Consider the following 23997-nt stretch of genomic DNA (forward strand, 5'->3'; position numbering starts at 1 on the left):
TTGGTAAAAGTACAACAACCGCCGGATCCCTGGCAGCGCACGACAACAGAACACGGCTTTGCTGCCGACGAGGTCATTTCGGCCTTTCAGAAGTGCATCCGCCGCGGTCTCACGGACAATGTTCTCCTGCTCGCGTGGGAAATGTTTCTCACAAGTCCGGAAATGGAAGAAATGATGTGGTCGCGCCTTTGCGTAATCGCGGTCGAAGACATCGGCTTCGGTAATGTGCAGGCGCCGATCCTGGTGGAAACGCTCTACCAGCAGCACCAGCGCTACCCGCGGCCTGCCGGCGATCGCTTCCTGTTTGCGGCGCACGCCGTGCGTCTGCTCTGCTCCAGCAAGAAGGACCGCACGAGCGATGACATGGTGAACTGGGCCAAGCATGCTGTCGGCCTGGGTGATCTTCTCCCTGAGATACCTGACGTGGCGCTCGATATGCACACGCAGCGCGGACAGGCGATGGGCCGCGACTACTACTTCTTCATGTCGGAAGCCTCGAAGGTCATCCCGGAAATCGAAGACAAGGATCAGCGCTATCGCGACTGGATCATGAAGGCATTGGCAGAAGGGCGGTTGTCGTGACGATCAGACCGAAGCTTTACATCGCCGGGCCGGAAGTCTTCTTCCGCAACGGCGAGGAACTGATGCGACGCAAGGGCGAACTGGCGCTCGACTACGGTTTCGCACCAAGTGTCATGGCGGAGACGGAACTCGATCCCACGGGGCTTACTCCGTTCGAGTTCGGCTGCCGCATCAGCGCCGCCAACGAGCGGATGATGCGCGATTCCGATGTCGCCATCGCCAATCTGACGCCGTTTCGCGGCATCGCAGCCGATGTGGGCACCGCCTTCGAGGTCGGTTTCATGCGTGCGCTGGGCAAGCCGGTGTTTGGCTACACCAACGTCGTGCGCGGCTATTTCGAGCGATTGACGGAAGACTACTATGGCGGCCGCTGCGAGCGGCAGTCAGATGGCTATGTCAGGGGCCCCGATGGAATGATGGTCGAAAACCACATGATGGTCGACAATCTGATGATTGACGGTGCCATCGATGTCAGTGGCGGGCTCCTGCTGCGTCGTGACGTGCCGGCTGATGCCGTCTACGAGGATTTGTCCGCCTACGTAGACTGCCTGGCTTCAGCGCGCCGACTTTTCGAGCAAACACAAAACAAGACTCTGCTGGCATAGCTCGAGCACGTCTGCTTTGGGATCTACGCTCCTGCCAACTCCGGTGTGGCAGGAGCGTAAATGGAGTTGTCACGTTGTCGAACCTTGAGCGGTCTTTGTCGCGGGCAGCCTCGAGAGATCATGGCCGCCTTGATTACAGCATGCCAAAGCAGTGGTTTCAGCCGGCGATCGAAATCACCACCTCACCCAGATGCCAGACAGTCTGGCGCGAAAGGTGGTGGACGCAGCCTTGAAAGGATGCGAACTGTCGCCAACCATCGAAGCTGGCACGCATCTGATAAAGGGCTCACTCTGGCTCGTAGTCCAGTTTTCGAACACAACGGCGTTTTCTTCGGTTGCTACGTTGTGACGCGGGAAACCGGCCACCCCAAGTTCACTTCCGGCTGTCATGCATATCGCGCTATGACCGACAGAGAGAAGCAGTGCGGCGATGACACCCGAGATTGGCAGCCCTAGGCAACAGCTAAGATTCCCGCTTCGTCCAAGGTCAGCGACGCGGGTACTGACAGCGACGTCTATTGAAGTGCTGCTGACCACTTCCTTCAGTCAATGCGAATGCTCCCTACGGGTTCGAAATCAGCACCGGCCTTTATCAGGCCCCGCTCGAGCATTGAAGCCAGGTCGGATTGCAAACCGGTTGCGTCCATTGTCATTCGGAACATAGAGCCGCTAACGCCTGCGTTGTCGACACTCGCCTTCGCCTGGTCCGAGCCGAGCTCTCCGAGCGATGCCGAACGGATCACGTTCGTGAGAGGGCTGCTGCCATTTATCTGCTCGGCCCACAGCAGGGCTTCCGAGTATCGGGCGTTGCGAAATGCATCCAGCGCCAGTACAACCATCGCGCATCGGGGCACCACGGGTGTTTCCTTGCTGGCGTCCAGCGCCATTGATACGCCCGCTTGCCTGTATCCGGCGAAATAGAGCACGCCGCCCAACGCGGCCGCCGCATCCGGATTGTTCGGGTTGAGAGAAATCGCCCGGTTGCCGGCTTCGATCGCGGCCTCCGGCCTGCCTTTTGCGGCCTGCGCCGCCATCACTGCCATTTGCGCTCGGTCGGACATCGGCGCGGTGCCTGCTGCTTTCGTTGCGAGACCGAGCGCGCGATCAGCGATTTCGGGCGCTGTCGCCCTTCCCTGCGGGGTGACGAGGACCCGCGCCAGCAATGCACTGGCATCGGAATCGTCGGGCCTCAGCCGAAGGGTCTGTTGCAGGCACTCCGTCGCTGCGCCAAGATCGCCCCTAATATCGAGCGCGTACTCGGCCCTTATCACGCATCCGTTGCCGAGGGACGAACCATCGGCTTGCAGTTCGATACTATTGATGATGCCTCGATTTGCCGCGATCCGCTGCGCCAGCGTCTTGACGATCTCATCCTGTACAGCGGTGTCATTCTTTCCTGTCGTGTCGACACGTTCAAGGCCGGACGTCAGCAGCCGGCCTGTGACGTTTTCGACGACCTGCCACCACACGCTTCGATCATCGCCGTCGCCATAATATTTGAGTTGGATCTCATAGCGTCGATCAGACCCGTTGGACCGCACGGAGGCATAGGCCGGCTGCGCGACATTCAGCGTCTGGAACTGCGTCAGGGCCGTCAGCAGGCTGTCTCGCATCTGATTTGCCTCTGCGGTACGGTCAGGGCTGGCAGCCTCGACAGATACGTAAACAGTGGGTTTTTCGGATATGGTCGGCCTAGAGGTGTAGGCGTAAGCGCCCAGCGCGATTGCCGCCACGGCCACAATCGAGGGCAGCGCAAGTCGCCTCGCCCGTTTCTGATATGGCTTCTCTACCGGTCCGGGAAACGCACGATTTTGGGCGAAATGATCCGGCTCGTGATATGCCTCGACATCTGCGACATGCGCCGTTGAAGCCACTGCCCTCTCGGTGAAGCAGACGACATACTTCCCCTTCTTGATGCTGATCCAGACGTCGTGCTCATCGCCAAACGCCAGATAGTAAGCCTCAAGCGAGGAGCGAAGGCGGCTCATTTCAATGCGGACAATCGGATCGGTGCCGGGGTCGAAATTGCTCGGCCGCCCCAGGACGTCAATCGCAATCGCATAGGCCTTCACACTTTCATGCTCGAAATGTCGTTCGACCAGATAGAGGAGGATGGATTTCTGGCGCTCTGGAACTCGTAGTCTTGGGTCGGCGAGAAGCCGATCAAGGGCGCTCCGCGCCTGTTCGCAGTCCAGATCCTGTTCGCGTCTGTCATGAACTCCAGCACTCATGGTCGTCCCCAGAGCAATCGTCCAAGCTGAAATCTGCGCAGGGGTTTTATTGACTCGATGACATAAAGTTGCAACCGAAATCTCTAATGTAATTCAAAGGAGGTGCTCAACAGTCAGTGAAAGGAGGACGGCTAGAGGGAATCCTTGTCTTCAAGGACGAGCCTGAGCACGTCGCTTTCGATCTCGGCGCACAGCGCCTCATACTCTTCGATCAGCGGGCAGCTCTCCCGATCTCGCTCTTTCTGAAAGCGCCCCAAAGCTACGTTCGCCTCTTCATAGGCTTCGAAGAGTTCGTTGAGGTGGCTCGACCGGGCGGCAATGATCTGCAGGCGACCGCGAATGGAAGGCAGCTTCAGCAGCAGTCGCCAGAGGCCACGCTGCGCCTCCTTCGAACCGTTTCTCGCGAAGCCTCGGGTATCGCCCATCGGATCAACCACGCCTCCCCCATAAGGTGGACCGTATGATGCGCGAAACGGAAAACTTGAGAAGTACGTTACTGTAACATTCGTTGCATACGTGAGCCGAAGCAGCCGGGGCGGGCAGCGGTCGTCTGGGCTTTGGCCAGGCGTTCCTCATCCCGACAGGCACGGACGATCAGCATGACCCCAACAAACGGGGTGTCGCCCCACCGGTGTCGTGCTGAAGCACGACGGCCCTTGGACCTATGGCCTACTCGCCAACTACCTCTGCTCCTTCGCCGGTCCGAACGATCGAGCCGATGTCAGCTCGACTTTCCGTTCGTTTCCTGCGCACATCCGACCCGTGGGCATTCTCGCTGAACGAACAGCAAGTTAACATCGTCGCAGGTGCGTGTTGCTCGGCAGGCGCGCCGAAAACCGGCCCGAAGACTGAGCTTTCGCGTAGGACTGACTTGCTGTTTCGCAGATGATCCCCGTGCATCAAATATTCCGTTTGTCGTCCTGAACGTGCTTGCGCAAACCAGACATGCTCGGTCTTCCGGCTGACATTGTTCAAACGCCGGTGCGGTCTTCCCTAATCCGGCGAGCGCTCCATCTCAGGAGTCCTGGAAGCCAACCCTGCCGTGTTGGTTGAGGATGATGGAAAAAGTCAATGCGTTTGGACGGTCCGGCTTCGTGGCTGCTATGATCGGAATGCGTTCTATCCGCATGGCGTTCTACTCTCTGGGCGTCTGCTTTACGCTGGCCGCGTCCTTAGACCATGCGGTCGGGCAACATCTACCGCCGGCGATGGCAGGCTTCCCTGATCGGGAGCTTGTGGTCTGCACCAAGGAAGCCCCACCCTTCGCGATGAAGGACGCCGACGGGAATTGGACTGGCATTTCGATCGATCTCTGGCGCGAAATCGCCGGCAAACTCGTAGTCAAGTTTCGCTTCGTGGAAGAACCGTCGGTACAGCAGCTTATTGACATGACCGCACGTGGCGATTGCGATCTATCTGTGGCGGCTATCACCATCACGGCTGAGCGAGAGCGCAGCCTCGACTTCTCACAACCTTTCTACGACACGGGTCTTGGCATAGCGGTACCGACGAACAGCGTTTCGGTCTGGCACGAGATTCTCCGTACGATGATATCGTTTGGCTTTATGCAGGCTGCCGGCGCGCTTATTGGCATCTCACTTGCGGTAGGCGCGTTGATCTGGCTGTTCGAGCACCGCCACAACGAGGATTTCGGCGGCGGAGCGGCAAAAGGACTAGGTGCCAGCATCTGGTGGTCGGCGGAAGCCATGACGCAGGCCAGCACCGGTCATCGTGGTCCGAAGACACTCGCTGGAAGGATTCTTGCCATCATCTGGATGGTGGTTTCGATCATCACCATTGCGGTTTTTACGGCCAGCGTAACATCCGCTCTGACGACCCGTCAGATGCGCGGCATCGTCAACGGCCTCGAGGACTTGCCGACCGTGCGCGCGGGCGCCGTCGCTGGATCGGCGACGGTGGGGTTCCTTGATGGCGAGCGGATCAGGCACCAGGATTTCAACAACGTACAAGATGGCTTCCAGGCCTTGGTGGCCGGGAAAATCGACGCCTTTATTTATGACAAACCGTTGCTCGCCTGGACTGCGGAACAGCATTTCTCTTCAAGTGTACGGGTACTCGACACGGTGTTTGATCCGCAGAATTACGGCATGGCAGTACCCACGCGGAGCCGATATCGCGAAGCCGTCGACATCGCCATTCTGGAGACGATCCACGACGACAAATGGAAGCAGACACTGTTCCGATATCTGGGCGAGGAGAGATGAGGCCATGTGCCCCGATTGAACTCCGGAGTGCCTCGGGCTCAATGACTTGCCGGGAGGAAAAGCGGATTGTGTCTTCACGCTCCGTAACGCCAGCGTTTACCGTAACGTACTTCCCAATATTCACTCCGCGTCTAGGCTCCGCCCCGACCTAAGCCGAAACCTGAACATTGGAGCACGTGATGACCTCCTCAACCCCGTCGGCGCGTTTAGCAATCTCGTCTGCACGGAAGTCGCGTGACAGCTAGATCGCTTCTCTTTCTCGACGTAGCGCCCCTGGGCCAAATGTGACGAGGCTTGCATGAACTTCATCATCGCGATCGCCGAGATCAGCATCTGGGGAATAGGTTTCGTCCTGCTTTGCCTTCAAATGGCGGGCCATGAAGTTGGCTACCGGGTTGGCAGCCGCGCCAGGTCGCAAGGCACCGCCCAACCGGAAAACGTCGGTGTGGTCGTCGGCGGCATGCTTGGGCTCCTGGCCTTCGTGCTGGCATTGACGCTGTCCTACTCCAGTGCCCGCTTCAACGAGCGGCGTCAGGACGCGCTTGCCGAGGCAAACGCCATCGGCACGGCTTCACTACGCGCACAAGCCGTCGGCTCACCCGAGGCCCAGGATGTCGCGAAGCTGCTCGTCGAATATCTGGACGTGCGCGAAGGGTTCGTTCGTGCTGGGCGCGACCCGCAGGCGCTCGAGACGGCGAACCAGCAAACCTCCGCACTGCAGCAGCAGATCTGGAACCGCGTCACTGCGATCATTCGCCAGCGCCCGGACGCTGTGGCGGCCGCTCTGATGAGTGCAGTCAACGAAACCTTTGATGCCAGCACCTCCGAAAGGTTTGCGCTCGATACCCGTCTGCCCGCGCAGATTTTCTGGCTGCTCGTTGGCGTCATGCTGTTGAGCATGGCATCCCTCGGATACCAGTTCGGGCTCAGGGGGCGGCCCGTGCGCTTCCTTGTCCTCCTTCTGACTCTGGTCTGGACGGCTGTCGTGATCGATATCCTCGATCTGGCCACGGCTCGCCTCGGCAGTTTCCGAACTGACGTTCGGGTCTACGAGTGGACCAGGCAAGGACTTGGCGGATCGGCCCCGCCTCCCGCGCCAGTTCAGTAAATCGCGTTGCTTGACCTGTGATCGAACGTTGCTCGACCTCCTTGTTACGTTCAAATTTACCGTAAAGTACTTTTGCAGCTGCACGAATTCTGTTCGGCTGCCTCCCTGAAGTTAGATGGTTTGCCCGACGGCTTGCCCACCCGGTGAAGCAGCCCGGCAACTCTTGTAGGAGACGTGTCGATGGCATTTCGCTTCTTAAACGCCTACGCAAGACGCTCAGCGATCCTTCTCGCGGCGGCGACGTTCATCGGCTTAGGCGCAGGCCTGGCCCACGCCCAGGAACAGACAGCCACTCCACAAGCATCCGCAACGACAGGGACCGCGGACTCAACCGAATTGAGCGATGAGGACATGCAGGTGCTCGTCGCGCGCATTGCGCTCTACCCCGATGAGCTGGTCGCGCTGATAACCGCGGCTTCGCTCTATCCGCTGCAGATCGTCGAAGCCGCACGGTTTCTGGATCAGGCAAAAGGGAATTCCTCGCTGAAGCCAAAGGACGATTGGGACGGCAGTGTCGTGTCGTTGCTCAACTATCCCGATATCGTCAAGATGATGAGCGGCGATCTCGATTGGACACAGGACCTCGGCGATGCCGTCGCCGACCAGCAAAAGGATCTCTTAATCGCCATTCAGACGCTGCGTGACAAGGCGGTCGCTGATGGGATCATCAAGTCGGACGACAAGGTGAAGGTCGTCCAGCAGAACGACAACGTGGTCATCCAGGCCGCCAATCCCGAGAAAATATACGTACCGCAGTACGAACCTCAGATGCTCTATGACGACGGCTACGCCCCGGCGCCGATCGGCTACTATCCGGATCCCTACCCGAACTATTATTACCCCACCGCCACCTACTTCGCCGGCTTCGTCACAGGGGCGGTTTTCGGCGCCGTTGTCGACTGGGACAGGTGGGGTGTCTGGGGCGGCCATTTTGATGGGAACGACATCGATATCGACTGCGATCACTGCTTCAACAATTTCGATCGAAACGGGAAGGTCAATTTCAACGATGTCGACTGGAAAAACGTTGATCGCAGCAAGATCAAGTTCGACCACAGTCAGTTTGCGAACATCGACAAGACCAATATCCGCAACCGGTTGGAAGCGGGCGGCAACAACGATATTCGCGCCAGGGCGAAGTCCGTCAAGGCGAACGCAGCAAAAGCCGACCACGCCAGAGTGACGCCGGCGGCGATCAAGGACGTCAGGACCAACAAGATCGCTGGCGGCAATCGCCCCGGTGCCGGCGGCGGCGGCGAACTCCGTGATCGTGTGGGCAACGGCCCATCCGGCGACCGGCGCGGCGAAATCGGCAATCGCGATATCGGCCATCACGCCATGGCCGGCAAGCGCGACGTCCGTCCGAACCGGCCCTCGGGGCTTGGCGAAGTCCGACCCCGCGGTGCCGCAAATCTTCACTCGCAGCGCGGCGGGCAGGCGATGGGCGGCGGGCACCATGCCAACCGTCCGGAGTTCTCCCATCATGGCGGAGGTGGCGCTGGCGGCGGAGGGCCTCATTTCAGCGGTGGTGGTGGCCACGGAGGTGGCGGTGGCCACGCTCGCAGACCCCACGGTGGACGTCATCGCTAAATCGATCAAACGGAGTTACTGCCATGAGTGTTCATAACAGTCGCATTGGATTTCGTTTGCTTGCCACAGCCGCCTTGGCGGTCCTGCTATCGACTGCGGGCGCGCATGCCGCGACGAAGGATCTTGTCGATCTGGTCGCAAAACAGCCGCCGATCGAGTATGACAACGCGGACGCAGCCATGTCCGCGTTCAAGGATGCGGTGAACGCCTCCGACCTCGACAAGCTGGCCGCCATCCTGGGCGTGGACGCGGCTCACCTCAAAATGACCGACGGCGTCTCTGAAACGCTGGCTGCCATCAAGGACGGGATCGGAAAACGCATCGCCCTCGAGGAGACCAACGGCCATAACATCATCGACGTCGGCGAAGTGATGTGGCCCTTCCCCTTCCCGATCGTCAAGGCCGCGACCGGCAAGTTCGCCTTCGACCCGGTGGTGGGCATCGAGGAGATCATCAATCGTCGCATCGGTGAGAATGAGATCCAGACGATCGAAACCGTCCGGGGATATGTCGATGCCCAGGAGGAATACGCGAGCGCCGACCACAACGGAGATGGTGTACTCGAATATGCGCAGAAGCTCGTCAGCAGCCCCGGTCGTGCCGATGGTCTCTACTGGCCCAAGAGCGACAGTTTGGGTGAAAGCCCGGCGGCGCCCTATCTCGACTACGTCCAATTCGACAAGGCGAAGAACGACGGATATTTCGGCTATCGCTACAAGATCTTGACCCGGCAGGGCGGCAATATCGCCGGCGGCGCCTATGACTATGTGATCAACGGTCACATGATCGCCGGTTTCGCCCTGGTTGCATGGCCGGCCAAGTATGGCGAAACGGGGGTAAACACCTTCGTGGTGAACCGCAATGGCATCGTCTACCAGGCCGATCTCGGCGCGGACACAGACAAGATCGCGCGCGCCATGAAGCAGTTCAATCCAGGCGACCGATGGTCCGTGACCGAGGACTGAGAATGGAGAAGACGGACCCCGCGCCTTCTACCCTGGGAGAAGGAAATGCCGACGGCTCCGATCGCCTGGAGTTTCTTGCGGCGCACGGCGGTCCGTTCTTCGAGCTTCAGCGACGGCTCAATCTGCTTCATGAAAAGAGCCTATGTACGGGCCGTCGCATCTTGCTCTTCGTCACCATTGCCTGGGTTGTTCCGCTGCTGCTGACGCTACCGACCCTGGGCTCGGATTCACCCACTTTTTGGGCCTATCTTTCCGACCCGGGACCATGGTCGCGTTTCCTTGTCGGCATCGCCGCTTTCGTGGCAGCCGAGCAGGCTGTCGAAACCGGCCTGCGACGAAAGCTCGGCCAGTTCCTGCGCGCGCCCATGATCCCGCCAGAATCGCAAGACCAGGCTGGTGTCGCCTTACGCAAGGCGCTGCGCCGACGGGACTCGGCATTCGCGGAACTCGGCTGCCTCGTGCTCGCCGCCATCTCGGCAGCGCTTGCCTTTGCCACCTTCAACCAGCTTCCGGCTACCAGTTGGGCTGCCACGGTGACTGCCGAAGGCCCACGGTTGACCATTGCCGGATGGTGGTGCGCCCTCGTCAGCATTCCCTTGTTCATCTTTCTGTTCACCCGCGGCATCTGGCGGCATTTGGTTTGGGCCGAACTGCTGCGAAGCGTCGCCCGTATCAAATTACGACTGGTGTCGACGCATCCCGACGGCAAGGGTGGCCTCGCGTTCCTCGGTGAGTACCCGAATGCCTATCTTCTCTTCGTCTTTGGCATCAGTTGCGGCATGGCGCGGCGGTGTCCAGGCACCAGATGCAGGCGGGGATTTCTGCGGCGACCTTGACCACCATCATGGCGGGCTGGCTGGTGGTCGTCCTCGCCTTCTTCGCCTATCCGCTGTCCGCCTTCTCGAAACCGCTCACTCAGCTGAAAGACAGGACGTTGCTCACGCTCTCGGCTCGCGCCACAATCCAGCAGCGCGCGGTTGAGCGTAAGTGGATCGGAACAAACGTCGCCGCACCTGACGCAAAGGAAGCCGAGCAGGCAATCGATCCCGTCGATCTCACGAAACCATACGAACAGACGCGGAAGCTGTCGTCGATGCTCGTCAATCGCAGCACGTTGCTTCCAGTGGCTGCAGCCGCACTGGTACCGTTCGCAATCGCAGGGGCAACCAAGCTGCCATATAAAGAGGTCTTCTCGGTCCTGAAAAAGCTGCTGCTTATTTGAGGTCACCGGTTCGGTGATGCTCCTTAGGTCTGTCGTGCCTGATGTTGACAACGATCTCGGTGGTGCAAATGCAAACCCTATCCGGAATACTGAACGACCATCCGGAGCTTGCGCTCTTCCTCACGCTCGCCATTGGCTATGCCGTCGGAAAATTCAGGGTCGGCAGTTTCACGCTGGGATCGGTGGCCGGTTGCTTGATCGCAGGCGTGCTGATCGGTCAAACCGGCGTGGAGGTCGCCAACGATGTCAAACAGGCGTTCTTCCTGCTATTTCTCTTTGCGATTGGTTACCGCACCGGGCCGCAATTCTTCCGGAGCCTCAATCGCGAGGCGCTGCCTCAGATCGCCATCACGGTACTGGTCTGTGTCGTAGGACTTGCTGTCGTTTGGGCGCTGGCCGCACTGCTGGGCCTGAACGTTGGGAGCGCCGCTGGCCTTCTTGCGGGCGCGATGACCGAGTCGGCAACCGTTGGCGTGGCGATCGACACCTTCCGAAAAACGGGGGCCCAGGAGGCAGTGCAGCGGGCCTTCGAGGCCGACGTCGCGACCGCATTCGCTGTTTCCTATCTCGTCGGCGTAATCGCAACGATCCTTGTGCTGTCGCAACTCCTGCCGCGACTGCTGGCGCGGCCACTCCGGGAAGCCTGCGCCGAGATGGAAGCAAAACTCAACGCGCCATCGGAAGGGCGAACGACCGGAGAGTCTGCCAGGCGTGCTATCGAAGCTCGCGCTTTCGTCATTGATCCACGATGGGTTGGAATGAGTGTCTCCGAAGCTGAAGCGCAGGTGCCTGCCGGGGCCAAGGCTTACGTCGAGCAAATTCGACGGGGCAGCGACGTTGTCGCGGCCTATCCCGATTTCAGGTTTGAAACCGGCGACGTTGTCGCGGTGGCCGGACTGCGTGGTCTGCTGGTGGACAAAGGCGCCGGAATCGGCAGGGAAATCGATGACGCGGAATTGCTTGATATACCAACCGAAACACTCGATGTTGTCGTCACCAAAAAATCGGTGATAGGCAAGACAATCTTTGAACTCAGGCGGGAACCTGAAGCGCGAACCATCTTCCTGCGCAAGATCACTAGGCTGGGCGAGGAACTTCCTGCGTACGGCGGGTTGAGAATCGAAAGGGGCGACGTAATGACCATCGTCGGCAGCCGCAAGCACGTCGAAGAAGCCGCCGCTGCCGTAGGTTACGCCGACCGGCCCACGACGGCGACAGACATGGTTTATGTCGCCATGTTCATCTTCTTCGGTGGAGTGATCGGTATTCCAGCCCTGCGGATTGGCGCCTTGGAATTGGGGCTCGGCGTGGCCGTTGGGACGCTCCTCGGCGGGTTGGTAGCCGGCTGGCTCCGCGCTCGCAGGCGCACATTCGGCTTCGTTCCAGCGGCCACGCTATGGCTCTTTGATTCCGTGGGGCTTTCCGCCTTCATCGCGTGTGTCGGCATCTCAGCGGGTCCAAGCTTTGTGAGTGGCCTTCTTGCATCGGGTCCTGCGCTGGTATTGATCACGATCGTGGTTGTAGTTGCCTCGCATGGGCTTGCGGTCCTGGTCGGCACTCGGATTTTCAAGATGAACGAAGGCGTACTTCTCGGAACCTGTTGTGGAGCGGGCACCTCTGCCCCTGCCCTGGCCGCCGTTCAGGACGTCGCGAAAAGCAGCGTACCAGCTTTGGGCTATGGGCTTGGGTATGCAATTGGCAACGTGCTCCTTGCTCTCTGGGGTGCGGTTCTAGTGACTGCGCTCGGCTAAGGTCACTGACTGTCCGGCCTCATCTGCTCGGTGCGATTGGCCTGGCGCGGATCGAGCGTCTCGCTCGCGTCTATTTACGGCGCCTGTCCAGCCGCAGTCTAACTCACAACTAACACCCCATCCGGGAGGCCACCTTCTTAAGGTCACCACTTCCCAAAGAAGCCGGCTCCGATCCATACAGTGTCATGCGTCAGCGCCTGATGACGCGCATTGCCAACGACACCACGAAGAGAACGAGGAAAATGAAGAACAGTACTTGAGCTATTGACGCCGATGCGCCAGCGATACCGCCAAAGCCGAGTAGGCCGGCGATAAGTGCGACTACCAAGAATACGAGAGCGTAGTAGAGCATTTCGACCTCCGTTATCTGACGACAGGAAAACGGAGAGACGGCTGATTGGTTCCGAAAGCTCAGCGCGAAGCAGTAATCAGGCCGCCTCCACGACACGGCGTCCTAAATAGACACTGTCCCCGTCGTTTGGTTTCGGGGGCTCGGCAGCAGCCAGATAAGCGCTCGCCGGAACAGTTAAGGCGAACCACAGACCTGCGCCCAGCACAAACACCTTGCCGACTTCATCACCGCCTCCCGCAAGCATCGGCAGGCAGGCAGAAATCAAGAGTACGAGCACACGCACGACCCATTCGGTTTCCCGCTTCCTGATCGCAACTGTGGCCATCGCCCGGTAGCTGCGGGCATCGTATTGACCGCAATCACGCTTCGACAAAAGCGTCAATACGGAAGGCAACGAGAGCATGACAAGAGCACCAAAGGTGAGCAGGCCGGGTGTTCCGATCATGAAGCGCCAATTCACTCCTAGCAGGAATGAGATAACCACGAGGTTCCATACGGGGCTCAGCGCGTCCGGAGAACGGCCGCTACGCCGATGCCAGACTTGAAGGATCCACGAAGCCCCCTGAAGCATCGGTTGATCGACAAAACGATTGATGAATTCCATACCGTGCCCTTCGCTCGCCACCGCGGCTACCAATATCAGAAATCCGGCATGAACGTGGCGTAGTCGATGGTTCTGCTACAATCGGAGGGGTTAACATCAACCCCATGGGTGTCTCGCGTCGATGACAGCCCGAAGCGGTGCGAGAGGCGGCAATCGAACGCCAGCCCTCGCATTCAACAAGACGGTGGTCTTGCTTGATGCCATGCCGTATTTGCGCAATACCTGCATCAGCAAAAAACCGCTCGGAGGGCTTGTGTCGGTGAGCCAGACTGAAGACCTGTTTCAAGGAATTTCCTAGTTGAAGACGTCGCGGCGGCTTTGCCTGCGATTGCGGGCATCACACAGCGGCTGGCGGATGCTGGCCTTGTGGTAGGCCGCAAGAGTGTCCCGACCTATCTCCCAGTAAGCGGCTGCCGCTCAAAAGAAAGCCTCGCAGGAGAACGAGGGCTGCAATTTGATCCGTCGCAAAGGGGTTGGTTGACGGCGAGCGTACGCTTCTTTTGTGCGTGCGATTATATTTGGAACCACTAATAAATCGAAACGTCCATAGATCGCCAGCGAGCATCCTCCTGTCGTTACATGCGCTTGCCATGTCCATGCCGAGCTACATTTCACCCTAGATCGAGCGTTCAATAGGAGCCCTCATGAGTTCCGATCTGCTTGCTTTTCACGTCAGGATAACCGGGAAGGTACAAGGCGTGGGTTATCGTGTCTGGTCGCGCGATCAGGCGGCCCAGCTCGGATTGACGGGCTGGGTCAGGAACGAAAGCGATGGGTCTGTGTCCGCCCTTATTGTTGGAACATCGAAGTCAACGTTGGCAATGCTGGAGCGCTTCTGGGACGGGCCAACCGGTTCCAACGTCAGCGCTGTTGATCCGCAGGCGACCGCATTGGATCGTGCTCCAGACCATTTCGTCATCACCCGCTAACGGGAATGCGGATGCCAGCGGCCGGAGTTGCTTGCTCGGCCCGCCCGTCGGTCTATGACTCCACTCCAAGAGGTGACATCGGGAGAAGTTCGTGGCGAATGGCACTGTAAAGTTTTTCAATCAGGACAAGGGCTCCGGCTTCATCACGCCGGACAATGGGGGACGGCCAGAATGTCAGCTATGACCTGGGTCAAGATCGCAAGACCGGGAAGTCCAAGGCCGAGAACGTCCGTCCGGCCTGATCGCGATCGATCATAGCGGGGCCGGCGCGAAATCCCGCGGCCCTTCGCTCGTGCGACTACCGCTTCTCACCTCCAGCTATTTGCATTCGCGCAATCGGTAGAGCCGTGGTGAGAAGCGAGCTTGATGAAATCCGGGACTGGAACAACCCAGCCTGTCCTATGCCTCTGCGAAATCAGTGCTTCGCGTAATGGCCTCCCACGCGTCGATCTCCTCGACGACCTGGTCGATTTTGCTACGCGCGCGACGCAGAGCATCGCTTCCCAGCAGGAGATGAAGAGGAGGATTGTCTGAGTTCACCAGATCAAGGATTGCCTGCGCGGCCAAAACCGGATCGCCAGCCTGCCGGCCATCGGCAGCGTCAAAGGCAGCCGAACTTTTCCCGATTGTTTCGGCATAAGCTTCACCCGCGGCATCGCTCTTGCGGATTGAATGGGCCGAGAGGAAATCTGTCCGAAAGGCGCCTGGAGCGACTGCCGTCACCTTGATGCCAAAAGGCTTGACCTCAGATGCTAGAGCTGCGGACATGCCCTCAAGGGCCGCTTTGGCGGCGGAGTACATCGCGGTTCCGACGCCGGGCGCACGGCCCGCGACGGACGTTATATTGATGATGTGGCCGCGGCCCTGAGCTCTCAAATAGGGCAGGGTGGACTTGATGATGCGAAACGGCGCGAAGACGTCGACGGAAAAAAGTCTTGCGACATCCTCGTTGGTGGCCATCTCGAGTGCGCCAAGCAGACCGTAACCGGCGTTATTGACGACGATGTCGATCTCACCCGCGATATCAAACGCCTGATGGGTTGCCTTCTCCGCAGCCTCGCTGTCGCTAAGATCGACTGAAAGAATGTGCAACCGGCCTGAACCTTGCTCTACCGGTCGATCAGTCGCTCGGACCGTGCCAATAACGGTATCGCCCCTTGCCAGCGCCGCCTCGGCCAGCGCTTTCCCAAGCCCGCGTGAAATGCCGGTAATGAACCAAGTGGTCATGAAATGCTCCTTCGTTTTCGACAAGAAGGAACTTGCCACTTCGCATCAAGCTGTATAATCCGCAGAGAAATTAACACCCTTGTTAGCTGGACTTAACAATGCAGGACGCGTTAGCGGACAAACTCCCGGCGGGAAACGACTATAATCAAATGCGCGCCTTCATCGCCGTCGCGGAATTCTTGAGCTTCAGCCGTGCCGCTGAGGTCTTGGGCGTATCGCCGTCGGCACTGAGCCAGACGATTCGCAGCTTCGAAGAGCGGGTGGGAATGCGCCTTCTTCATCGAACGACCCGCAACGTGTCGTTGACGGAAGTTGGAGACAATCTCTTCCGACGGATACGACCCGCAGCCTTCGAACTTGGGGACGCCCTCACTCAGACAAGGATTGCCGGCGAGCGCCCGGCTGGCACCGTTCGCGTGCACGCGTTCCGTTCGGCGGCACAGAAGCATATCCAGCCAATCTTCAAGAGCTTTGCCGAGCGATATCCCGACATCGTGCTAGACATCACGATCGATGATGAGGCGGTGGATATCGTGGCTGGAGGCTATGATGTCGCTCTGAGGATCGGCGAGGTCATTGAACGAGATATGGTCGCCGTCCGTTTGGGACCCGAATTGCGCCAAGTAGCCATCGCGACACCGGAGTATTTCAACCAGCATGGTCGTCCCAAGCATCCGCGCGATCTCGTTCATCACCGATGCGTTCGGTGGCGCTGGCCTGGACATCACGCGCCCTATGCCTGGGAATTCTTCGAAAACGGCGCGTGGTTCAACGTCACTGTCAGCGGTCCGCTGATCTTGAGCGACAAGGAGACGGCGGTCGATGCCGTTCTTCAGGGGACGGGAATAGGATTTGCCGTGGAGGACACAGTCGCCGGATATCTCGCGCAAGGACGCCTGGAGAGTTGCCTCCGATCTTGGTCTGCTCCGTTCCCAGGTTGGTTTGTTTGCTACCCGTACCAGCGACAGATGGCTCCTGCCCTGCGAGCATTCATTGATGCCATCAGGTCCGGTGGTCCCGATGATTGTTCAAAAGAAAAGCAAAAAGCTGTCGGGTGAGCAAAGCGACAGCTAATCGCAGCCGATGAACAATCAGCTCGATGGCGCTGCATGATTTTTGCGTTTGAAACCGTCTCCGATCATCGTCTACCTTGCCCTCCTCCAGCACGACAATGAATAGTCATCAGCAAATGGTTTCTGCGGACTTCTCGGAACCAGAGCGCAGGAAGTGCCCCCAAACATCGTGCGCTGGTCGGCTGAAGCCGGGCCCTCCGCACCGGGCATTTAAGCAGCGTGGAACTTGTTCGGTCTAAAGCGGTTCCTCCTTGAATCACGAGGAGACCAGTTATGGCCAAAGACAATCTGAACGCAGGTTTTACCGGCACGCCAACTGAAGAGCCGACTGGTTTGAGAAGGGTCGCCAAAACTGCCACAGACGCAGTCATACGTGAATCGGGGGCGGTCGCCGCTGGCGCTACCGATCACCCGCACACGGCAACCACAATTGCCTTGACGATCGGGGCTGTTGCGTTCGGGCTGGGTTACATCATGGGAAGATCGGCGGGTGCCAATGAATATCGCTATTGGCGCTAGAATAAAGGAGCAAACAAATGAAAATCGTGTCCATTTCGGCAATCGCATTTGCCGCTGTGATGTGCCTCGCCTCTTGCGCAAACACAATCAAGGGCGTCGGGCGCGATACGGCCAATACCGTCAATGCCACGCAGAATGCAGGAAACCGCGTTGGCAACGCCATGGGCCACTAAAGCAACAATCAAAACAGAGCACCGACCTTAGCTGTCGGCGGTTATTCGTCTCAAGGCTCTCCGGGACCAGTAGAGCAAGTTGCGAACGCATGTGAAGTGCAACCCGCTCAACGATGCCGGTTAAGAGCCCGCAATCTCAGTGAACGCTAATGCGCTCTTTCGGTTAGAATACTGGTGCACAGACATGATGCCTTGTTCCAGAAGAAGTTCTGCGGCCAAGAGATCGCGCTCTCCTAGATTGCCACACAATCCGCGGATCGTGTTGGCGACGCACATCGAATTCGTGGCGAATCTCGGGTCGCCTTCTTCGTGGGCCTCGTCATCGGTCGCGTCCAACACGTCGGCCACGGTCTCGAGCAGGCTCGAACCTTTGACCAAGGTCATTTTTGTCAACGTCTTGGCTATGGCTTGCATGACGGCTCCTCACGCGACTTCGGTCGCGGCGTCTTTTGAAGTTCACATTGCTCTCGATGATGATTTGTAGGTGGCGATGGTCTGACAACGATGCAAGTCATGGCTGCCCCGCGCGGCGCATGCGTTAGACCCGATGGTGTGGCCCGGGCGACTTGAAACGAACACAATGAATCGCTATCTATATCTCATCGGCGTTGCTGGTGAGTGCTCCACGAGAGCGTTCGCGATTGCCGAAGTCGTTTCTCCGCTTTTGACCACGGATGTACTGGCACTGGTGTGAAGAGCGATGTTGGAAAGGTCGGTGCGCTCTCGCCCCGGCCTTTTTTATTGCGCCGATGTCGCGGATGTCTTCGCTAGTATCGGGCCCTATAGCTCACGTACCAGCCGGTGGCATGCTGGGCAGATGTGGAATGAAATTCGGTAACCGCCTGGTTCCTCGCCTTCACGAACCGTAGAAGGAAGCCAAGCACTTAGGGCGACCGCTTCCAAATGACTTCGATAGCCGATGGTTTTGTGATCAGCGCTCGGGCAATCCTGCTTGGCGCAGGCCTTCGGCCATCTCGTCGGCCCATTGCGGTATATCTCGAAACACGGGCCGGGTCATATAACGCTCGATCGTAAAGTCCGGTTCAGCTGCCAACAGTCTCCCCGCAGCCCATCGAGCCGTTTCGCGATCGCCGGCCATGGCAGACCAGGCTGCCATCATCCGATAGGGCCAGGTCACCTCCGGATGTCTGCTGACCACCTCTCGCGCAATGGAGACTGCCTGAGCCAGGGAACCTGCCAGCGCCAACGAAAGCGCGTATCCCATCCTCATATTGAAGGCGAGCGGGTCCGCCGGACTGAGGGTCATCGCCCGCTCGAACCGTTGCTTGGCACGATCAGGTTCGCCTCTGTAGCTCGCAACCCATCCAAACCTAGCCCATGCCCATGAGCTATTCGGATCGAGTGACAGCGCTCTCTCGAGGAAGGCCGCGGCCCGCTCCTGATCGCCGCAGTGGCTCAAAGCCCCACCGACCGCGGTCAGCGCCGTTGGATCGTCGTCAATTGAAGGGGCTGCGGCATGAGGGCGCTCAATGTCAATTCCAAGTCACGTTCCGGCTCGTCGGTCCAGATGTAGCCGACGTTCTGGGCGTGGCACCACGCTAGGAGCGCATGGGCTCGGCCGTAGGCTGGGTCAATGTCAGTGGCGTTTTGAAGCAAGGGAATTGCCAGCCTGATGGCTTCCTTGTTGTGGCCCCAAAGGTACGGATAGGCACGCATGACGAGATCGTAGGCGCGAAGACTGCTTGGCGGCTTGCGTCTGGATAGCTCGATTTCCGCGTTGCGGACCGCTGGATTGATTGCCCCCGCAACCTGCGCGGCGATCCTGTCCTGAACCTCGAAGAGATCGCTGGTGGCGCCCTCGTAGCGCTCAGACCAAAGCTGTGTGCGCCGCTCAGCGTCGACCAATTGGACGGAAATGCGCAAGCGATCCCCACCCCGCCGTACTGTCCCTTCGACAACATAGGCGACACCGAGTTCCCTACCCACGCTGCGCACATCGACGAAATGACCCTTGTAGGTAAACGCTGTTGCCGCGCGATGACGAAGAAATCCCGAACCCGAGACAAGGCTGCGGTAATCTCTTCCACCACACCATCGACGAAGTATTCGTCCTCACCACCGCTGAGGTTGTCAAAGGGCATTACCACGATCGACGGCTGGTCTTTGTCCAAACGTGTGCCAACCAGGGGAGTGAGCCGTTCACCGATATCGCCAGGTGCATCGTGCGACCAGTCGACTTGGAACACCCAGATTGGCCGGGGGATGTTCTTGAACGTTCGCTCCCCAAGGCAGGTCAAGGCAAATGGCACCTTCCCATCCAGATGCTCGCGTACCGATCCTGAAATACAGATGCCCATAGGGTCGGCCATCTGCTGCAAGCGCGCCGCAACGTTGACGCCATCGCCCAGCAAGTCATCACCCGATACCACCACATCGCCGAGATTGACACCAATCCGGAATTCAAGGCGGCGATCTGGTGGCAACTCTGCTGAGAAGCCGGTAAGTTGCCGTTGGATTTCAACCGCACAACGAACGGCTTGAACGGCACTCGGGAATTCAGCGACAAGGCCGTCACCAGCGCTACCGAAAATTCGGCCGGCGTGGTCGCGGACCAGCACAGCGATCCGATCGTGGCATAAACGGAGAGCGCGAATCGTGCCTTCCTCGTCCAGCGCGGCAAGGCGGCTAAACCCGGCAACGTCTGTGGAGAGGATAGCTGCAAGCTTTCGATCCAATGGAGTAGTCGCTCCGGCAAGATGTCATCGCGAAGCTGGATATTCTCACACTTTCACCGAATTCGATAGAAGCGCCACCCGCCGCGGCGGAATCTTCGACCGAGGAGGCCTTTTCAAGCTCGGCATGCGGTCGGACCTTGTTTGCCCTTTGCGGAACGTGACTGGGTGGTGTTGCCGCGAGAGCCCGTTAGGTCACTGACTAAGGTCCTTGGCCCTGGGCTTCGCCGTCAGTGGAATCGAACCGCAGACTGCTAAGCCGCAGTAGCTATGTGCTTGGCATGTAGGGTCCAATGGTGGGACTAGTCTTCGGTACAATCGAGCGCATATCTCGCGTTGCACGTGGGTCCGCGCGTGGAGCAGTGAAAAACGCCGACGGCCTTAACAGCCTGACATCACTAATACAGGCACAGCGGCCCTCGCCAACATTCGAATGATTTACAGTCCAGCTTGATTTTGAATTCGCAGAATGCTCCGTTGGTCCAGAATCTTGGGCCGGTGATGAATGTGCGAGAAAGCGAAGTCTTGTGAATGTACATGAATGACATTGTCGACAGCCTTTACGAGGCGGCCCTCATACCGGAAAAATGGGATGCCACGCTGACGGCGATCAACAGCCAAGTTGGCACCTTCGGCGGACTGATCTTCACGCAATCCGATATCGGGCGCGCGGTCATTGCCACGCCCGGTGCCGAGGAAATATTCCAGAAATTTGTTGAAGGCGGCTGGGATAAGCGCAACAGCCGGATGGAGCGGGCCAACAAGCGCGAGCACGCCGGCTTCCTGTGCGATCTCGATGTGTTCGATATAAATGAGCTCGCGATCGACCCGCTCTACCGAGACTTCCTCTACCCACTCGGCCTTGGCTGGTCGGTTGGAACCCATATAGCCGCTCCGAACGGGGACATGCTCGCCGCGAGCTTTGATGGCAAATACGCGGACGGGCCTATCTCTCGGCAGAAGGTCGACTGGCTCGATGGAATCCGGCCTCACCTCGCCCGGTCACTGAGCATGATGGCTCGAATACACATAGCGACGGCCGCAAAGGTGTCGGATGCGTTGGGTACGTTCGGTCTACCCGCCTGTGTCGTCAACGCCGCCGGCAAGATGCTGTCGGCCAATGCACTCATGCACCCCCTGATCCCGGCTGTCGTGGTGGACAGCCGGGAGCGTATAACTCTGAGGAATCCCGGCGCTGACACCCTTCTCCAGCCGATCCTCTCGCGCGATCCCAGACGGGACGGATGGAGCGAGGTGATGTCAATTCCGGTTGCCGCCACCGAAGACCATGACGCCTGTGTCGTTCACTTGCTGCCAATCCGCGGAGATGGCCGCGATCTGATGCCGCAAGGCATATTCGTCCTCGCAGTCAGCAACCTCGCTACGTCAACGATCCCCGATGCCTCACTGTTACGCGGGCTGTTCGACCTGACCGCGGCAGAGGCAAACGTCGCGCGGTTGCTGGCGCTAGGCAACCCGACCGACGAGATCTGCGCCCTAGCCAGGATTTCTAAGAACACTCTAAAAAGCCACTTGAAATCCATTTTCGTCAAAACGGGTACAAGCCACAAGGCTCAACTCGTCCGGCTACTTTCCGGCACTCCTATGCCGCAGACGGGTTCGGATGACTGAGTTAAAACGAGCAGCACCGCTGGCCAAGTTGTACGAGCGCAGCGACCGTCAGGGATCGGCCCTAATCGAACGCCTGAACGTCGATTAGAACTCATAATCCTAGGGTCTTCTTGACTGCGCCGACTAGTGCGGCCCCTGCGAAGGGCTTCCGCAGATAAGCGATACAGCCCGCCTTTTCTGCCTGGTGTTTCAGGCGAGGGTCTTCTAGCGCGGTGATGAAGATCACTGGGAGTTTCGATCTGATCTCCTGCAGGCAACGCTGCAATTCGATGCCGGACATACCATCGAGGTCGATGTCCAACACGAGACAGCCGATCGGGATCTCCGGATCGCGACCAAGAAATGCCTCTGCCGACGAATACTCCGTCGCCGGGAACCCCTATGCATTGAGTAGCCGTTCAGATGCGTCAAGCGCATTGGTTCCACCACCATCGCAAGCAAAAAGCTGACCGCTTGGACGAGGTTGCACTTCATCAACTCGTCGAAGCTCTATCGGGCCGAGAGCGGCATCTGGAAGTTTGGCGGTGCTGTACGCTACCGCCTGGCGCGCAAGCTCGGAATCGATGTCGGGCTTGATGCCGCCCGCCGGACAGCACGATTTTCTACATCCAGTTTGGCCACGCATGGGCCCAGACCATGGGTTGAGTCCTCCTTGCAACGAACATGGTGCGAACAGCGCCCAAGGCCGACGATATGGTCACGCTATGGTAGTGATTTGCTGGCGCGAGCGCTGGCAGATTTCCCGCTGGATAGCCAGTGCGATCAGGGAGAATGATCGCCGTATCATTGCGCAACACATCCAACTATCTGAATTTACACCTTGCTAGGATGTGTTGCATGCCGATCACACTCCTCGACGCAAGTTGATCATCAATTATCACTAATCAATTGACAGTTCAGAAAACTCAACCGACACTTGCGTTAGGGATGACTGCCAGGGGGTAATCGATGATTAATCCGGGTAATGCACACCACGTCCGCGACCTGTTGCGAAGCGAACGCTCGGCGATTGACGACTGCCGAATTGACCGGGTCGGAACGCCGAACTGCCGCTGCAAGGCAGCGGTCGCGAGACCGCTCGTGAACCTGCTCCTTCACTCATCCGTTGCCTCTATTGCACTTCTGGCCATGGCGGGAACACGGGCCGAAGCAGCATGTGTCGAAAACACACCCGGTATCATCGACTGCTCCGGGTCTGGTCCCGGCCCGACATCAACGGGCAGTTCGGTGACAATCAATGCTGACTCGAGTGCAAGCTTTACCAGCGACGTGGTGGTGACGGGACCAGGCACCAGTGCGCTTAACAACAACGGGACGTTGACGAACGGTCTCGTCGCAACGGACAACGATCGCTTCACGCTCAATAACCAGGGCGTCATCAGCGGCAATATCTTGCTGCAGGGAACCGGTACCAACATCATCCTGAACCTGGGCGCAGGGACTGTTCAGAACGGCGTGACAAGTACAGGCACATCGAATGATACCGTCATCAACAATGGCTACTTCGCGGGAGCGATCAATCTCGGTGCGGGGGATGACATCTTAGCGCTCATCGCCGGCACGGTGCAGACATCCGTCGACATGGGCGACGGTAACGACACATTCACGTGGTTAGTCGGAAACGTTGCAGCCACAGTCCAGATGGGCAACGGCGATGATGTTGCGAACTTCGGCTTCTTATCGCAGGCGAACCTGACCGCCGGCAAGATAATCGACGGGGGGCTTGGCAACGACACCTTGAACTGGGAACGGACCACCAATGATGACGGAAACCAGGGCGGCGACGCGCCATCCAGCCTGATTAATTGGGAAACCATTAACATCATAAACCAGTCCAAGCTGACGTTCATCTATACGACAAGCGTTCTCACGCTTGGGGACGCGGTGACCGGGACCGGGACGATCTCGATCGACGCCACTAGCCGGATCGAGGCCGGAAATTCCTATGGCTACGCCATCGTGCCATATGACACCTCGCTTCTGGTGACAGTGAACAATGCCGGTATAATCGACCTGACAAACGACGTACCGGGCGCAGGAACGTCACTGCACGACACCTTCAGGATCCTTGGCAACTATGTCGGCCAGAACGGCCAGCTCTGGCTTCATACCTACCTCGACACCGACAACTCCCCTTCGGACAAGCTGATAATTGATACGGGACAGGCGAGCGGCTCGACCAGCATTCTCGTCACCAATGTCGACGGACCGGGAGCCCTCACAAATGGAGACGGAATCCTCGTCGTTGATGCCATAAACGGTGGGACGACAACGACAGGTGCCTTTACGCTCGGAGGCCCAGTTGCTGCCGGACCGTTCGAATACTTTCTCTATCGAGGCGGCGTCAGCCAATCGACCGACACTGACAATGACTGGTTCCTGCGGAATACGATCTCACCGCCTCCACCACCACCGCCCCCTCCGCCCCCTCCGCCTCCTCCTCCACCTCCACCACCCCCTCCTCCGCCGCCACCACCTCCATCTCCACCACCACCGCCGATTCCGAACATTCGGCC

The 23997-nt window shown here is 58.7% G+C and carries 20 protein-coding genes and 4 pseudogenes; 16 read left to right on the forward strand and 8 right to left on the reverse strand.

Translation table 11 applies throughout. The features are described 5' to 3' along the window. Complete coding sequence (locus QTL94_RS21945) at positions 1-582, forward strand: AAA family ATPase (protein ID WP_289803095.1); 582 nt, start codon at positions 1-3, stop codon at positions 580-582. Further along, the gene (locus QTL94_RS21950; protein WP_244499494.1) at positions 579-1187 is read left to right on the forward strand and encodes a nucleoside 2-deoxyribosyltransferase; all 609 of its coding nucleotides are present in this window, start codon (positions 579-581) and stop codon (positions 1185-1187) included. Before QTL94_RS21945 ends, QTL94_RS21950 begins: the two co-directional genes overlap by 4 nt. 542 nt (positions 1188-1729) lie before the next feature. Here the strand turns inward: QTL94_RS21950 and QTL94_RS21955 are convergent. Together QTL94_RS21955 and QTL94_RS21960 are read right to left on the reverse strand one after the other, a co-directional pair. Then, positions 1730-3418, reverse strand: coding sequence for a tetratricopeptide repeat protein (locus tag QTL94_RS21955; RefSeq protein WP_289803096.1), 1689 nt, complete (start codon positions 3416-3418; stop codon positions 1730-1732). A 131-nt stretch (positions 3419-3549) separates the two neighbouring features. Then, on the reverse strand, positions 3550-3843 hold the full coding sequence (locus QTL94_RS21960) for a hypothetical protein (protein ID WP_065691913.1): 294 nt from the start codon (positions 3841-3843) through the stop codon (positions 3550-3552). Between the two features lie 633 nt (positions 3844-4476). On the opposite strand from QTL94_RS21960, the gene QTL94_RS21965 reads away from it, so the two are divergent. The 7 genes from QTL94_RS21965 to aspT all read left to right on the forward strand — a co-directional run bounded on the left by QTL94_RS21965 (position 4477) and on the right by aspT (position 12279). Next, positions 4477-5643, forward strand: a complete 1167-nt coding sequence (locus QTL94_RS21965) for a transporter substrate-binding domain-containing protein (RefSeq protein WP_502944166.1) — start codon at positions 4477-4479, stop codon at positions 5641-5643. A gap of 298 nt (positions 5644-5941) precedes the next feature. After that, complete coding sequence (locus QTL94_RS21970; RefSeq protein WP_065691912.1) at positions 5942-6751, forward strand: bestrophin-like domain; 810 nt, start codon at positions 5942-5944, stop codon at positions 6749-6751. 180 nt (positions 6752-6931) lie between these two features. Continuing rightward, positions 6932-8341, forward strand: coding sequence for a DUF3300 domain-containing protein (locus QTL94_RS21975; RefSeq protein WP_065691911.1), 1410 nt, complete (start codon positions 6932-6934; stop codon positions 8339-8341). Positions 8342-8364: 23 nt separating this feature from the next. Then, positions 8365-9306 (forward strand): DUF2950 family protein, encoded by a 942-nt coding sequence (locus QTL94_RS21980; protein ID WP_065691910.1) that lies wholly within the window; start codon positions 8365-8367, stop codon positions 9304-9306. A gap of 2 nt (positions 9307-9308) precedes the next feature. Further along, a complete protein-coding gene (locus tag QTL94_RS21985) occupies positions 9309-10142 on the forward strand; it encodes a hypothetical protein (RefSeq protein WP_289803097.1) in 834 nt (277 codons plus the stop codon). Continuing rightward, a complete protein-coding gene (locus QTL94_RS21990) occupies positions 10139-10528 on the forward strand; it encodes a hypothetical protein (RefSeq protein ID WP_289803098.1) in 390 nt (129 codons plus the stop codon). Before QTL94_RS21985 ends, QTL94_RS21990 begins: the two co-directional genes overlap by 4 nt. Positions 10529-10596: 68 nt before the next feature. After that, complete coding sequence (gene aspT / locus QTL94_RS21995; protein WP_065692223.1) at positions 10597-12279, forward strand: aspartate-alanine antiporter; 1683 nt, start codon at positions 10597-10599, stop codon at positions 12277-12279. 190 nt (positions 12280-12469) lie between these two features. Here aspT and QTL94_RS22000 read toward each other — a convergent pair whose 3' ends face one another. Both QTL94_RS22000 and QTL94_RS22005 read right to left on the reverse strand, forming a co-directional pair. Next, complete coding sequence (locus QTL94_RS22000; protein WP_065691908.1) at positions 12470-12631, reverse strand: DUF1328 domain-containing protein; 162 nt, start codon at positions 12629-12631, stop codon at positions 12470-12472. A gap of 76 nt (positions 12632-12707) precedes the next feature. Further along, the gene (locus QTL94_RS22005; RefSeq protein WP_198928705.1) at positions 12708-13235 is read right to left on the reverse strand and encodes a hypothetical protein; all 528 of its coding nucleotides are present in this window, start codon (positions 13233-13235) and stop codon (positions 12708-12710) included. 644 nt (positions 13236-13879) lie between these two features. On the opposite strand from QTL94_RS22005, the gene QTL94_RS22010 reads away from it, so the two are divergent. Next, the gene (locus tag QTL94_RS22010; RefSeq protein WP_065691906.1) at positions 13880-14164 is read left to right on the forward strand and encodes an acylphosphatase; all 285 of its coding nucleotides are present in this window, start codon (positions 13880-13882) and stop codon (positions 14162-14164) included. A gap of 91 nt (positions 14165-14255) precedes the next feature. Continuing rightward, positions 14256-14406 (forward strand): annotated as a pseudogene (locus tag QTL94_RS22015) (cold-shock protein). Between the two features lie 157 nt (positions 14407-14563). On the opposite strand, the gene QTL94_RS22020 reads toward QTL94_RS22015, so the two are convergent. Next, on the reverse strand, positions 14564-15391 hold the full coding sequence (locus QTL94_RS22020; RefSeq protein ID WP_065691905.1) for an oxidoreductase: 828 nt from the start codon (positions 15389-15391) through the stop codon (positions 14564-14566). A 149-nt stretch (positions 15392-15540) separates the two neighbouring features. On the opposite strand from QTL94_RS22020, the gene QTL94_RS22025 reads away from it, so the two are divergent. From QTL94_RS22025 to QTL94_RS22035, 3 genes are all read left to right on the forward strand, one after another. Beyond that, positions 15541-16449: a LysR family transcriptional regulator gene (locus tag QTL94_RS22025; RefSeq protein ID WP_244499493.1), complete on the forward strand. Its 909-nt coding sequence runs from the start codon at positions 15541-15543 to the stop codon at positions 16447-16449. 288 nt (positions 16450-16737) lie between these two features. Then, a complete protein-coding gene (locus tag QTL94_RS22030) occupies positions 16738-16983 on the forward strand; it encodes a hypothetical protein (RefSeq protein WP_065691903.1) in 246 nt (81 codons plus the stop codon). 17 nt (positions 16984-17000) lie between these two features. After that, positions 17001-17156: an entericidin domain-containing protein gene (locus tag QTL94_RS22035; RefSeq protein ID WP_065691902.1), complete on the forward strand. Its 156-nt coding sequence runs from the start codon at positions 17001-17003 to the stop codon at positions 17154-17156. Positions 17157-17276: 120 nt separating this feature from the next. Here QTL94_RS22035 and QTL94_RS22040 read toward each other — a convergent pair whose 3' ends face one another. Beyond that, a complete protein-coding gene (locus QTL94_RS22040; RefSeq protein WP_065691901.1) occupies positions 17277-17570 on the reverse strand; it encodes a hypothetical protein in 294 nt (97 codons plus the stop codon). A 517-nt stretch (positions 17571-18087) separates the two neighbouring features. Then, positions 18088-19852, reverse strand: a pseudogene (locus QTL94_RS22045) (tetratricopeptide repeat protein). Between the two features lie 528 nt (positions 19853-20380). Between QTL94_RS22045 and QTL94_RS22050 the strand changes: the two are divergent. Next, on the forward strand, positions 20381-21481 hold the full coding sequence (locus tag QTL94_RS22050) for a helix-turn-helix transcriptional regulator (protein ID WP_065691900.1): 1101 nt from the start codon (positions 20381-20383) through the stop codon (positions 21479-21481). 91 nt (positions 21482-21572) lie between these two features. On the opposite strand, the pseudogene QTL94_RS22055 reads toward QTL94_RS22050, so the two are convergent. Continuing rightward, positions 21573-21860: pseudogene (locus QTL94_RS22055) on the reverse strand (response regulator transcription factor); the annotation flags it as partial. Positions 21861-22429: 569 nt separating this feature from the next. On the opposite strand from QTL94_RS22055, the pseudogene QTL94_RS22060 reads away from it, so the two are divergent. Next, a pseudogene (locus QTL94_RS22060) lies at positions 22430-23997 on the forward strand (autotransporter outer membrane beta-barrel domain-containing protein); the annotation flags it as partial.

This window comes from Rhizobium sp. S96 (genome assembly GCF_030382195.1).
Lineage (GTDB): Bacteria > Pseudomonadota > Alphaproteobacteria > Rhizobiales > Rhizobiaceae > Rhizobium.